The sequence below is a fragment of the Rhizobium sp. 57MFTsu3.2 genome (assembly GCF_012932765.1).
Classification (GTDB): Bacteria; Pseudomonadota; Alphaproteobacteria; order Rhizobiales; family Rhizobiaceae; genus Rhizobium; species Rhizobium altiplani.
The window spans coordinates 1-1,233 of sequence record NZ_JDWI01000079.1; the positions used below are offsets into that span (position 1 = coordinate 1).

The following is a 1,233-nucleotide window of genomic DNA, read 5'->3' on the forward strand; positions in this document are numbered from 1 at the left end:
CGCTTGCAGAGGATCTCTTGCAATCGATCCGGCGCCAGATTCATCGGCCGATGCAGGTCATCACACCGGGCAGGGACGATCGCAAACCGCGCGTTGTAGTCCTCCACGAAGTCCGGCAAGAAGGTATTGCCGGCCTCCATGGTGTCGATGCCAGAAAGCCGCAGTTCTTTGACCAACCGATCCTGCAGCGTCCGGTTCATCCGCTCGACACGGCCCTTGGCCTGGCTCGAATTTGCGCAAAGAATCTCGATGTTTAGCTCGCACAGCGCACGCCCGAACTGGGTCATCCCCTGGCCACCCTTGGCGTCCTTTTTAGGGACCCGGAACACCGTGTGCTTGTCGGAATAAAAGGCGATCGGAGCACCGTGATCCTTCAGGTAAAGCTCGAGCGCCTCGAAATAGCTGAAGGTGCTCTCCGAACGCACGAAGCGCAACTGCATCAGCTTGCCGGTCGCATCATCGACAAACACCAGCAGCGAGCAAGCCGGCCCGCGGTCCTCGAACCAGCGATGCTCGGAACCGTCGATCTGCACCAGCTCGCCATAGGCCTCGCGCCGCAATCGTGGCTGATGAAACGTCCGCCGCTGCTTGCGCGATAACCACAGTCCAGCATCGACCATCCAACCGCGCACCGTCTCGCGCGACACACGCAAGCCATCACGCTCGGCCAGCTTCTCCGTCGCCAAGGTCGGCCCGAAATCCGCATAGCGCTCGCCAACCAGCGTTACCGCATAATCGCGAACGCCGTCGCTGATCCGGTTGTTCGACGGTCGGCCAATCGCCTTGTGCCGGATCGACGCCGCGCCGTCCGTGCACATCCGTTGCAGAAGCCGACGGACCTGGCGGGTGCTCAGATCAAGCACATGCGCCGCCGACACCATGGTCATCCGGCCGTCAATCACCTTCGACAAAATCTCGATCCGCTGCAGATCACGCTCGCTCATCGCAATCAATCCCATCTGCAATCTCCGCCGTCATCAAAACCGGGGAGAGAGTGACATTTCTACTTTGCAGAAACAGGACACTTTAACTTTGCGGTGTGACTTCTAATGTAAATGCAACAAGGGCTTAAAGGCTACTGCAGGGCAGGGAGATCAGCCCCCGATCCGACCGGCTGGGCCGGGTTGAAAGGGCGGAACGGGGGCGGGTGATAACATACCCCTTCGGCTTTAGCTTTCTCACTAGCAATTGTTCTTTTACCGCTCGATACTCGCTGGGACTTTCATGGCGCAG

General features: G+C 59.3%; 1 protein-coding gene. It reads right to left on the reverse strand.

The annotated features are described in order from the left end of the window. Window positions 1-959: ISNCY family transposase (locus AF71_RS31275; protein WP_169684552.1), on the reverse strand; the 959-nt coding region annotated here is incomplete at its 3' end. Window positions 960-1,233 lie beyond the last annotated feature (274 nt).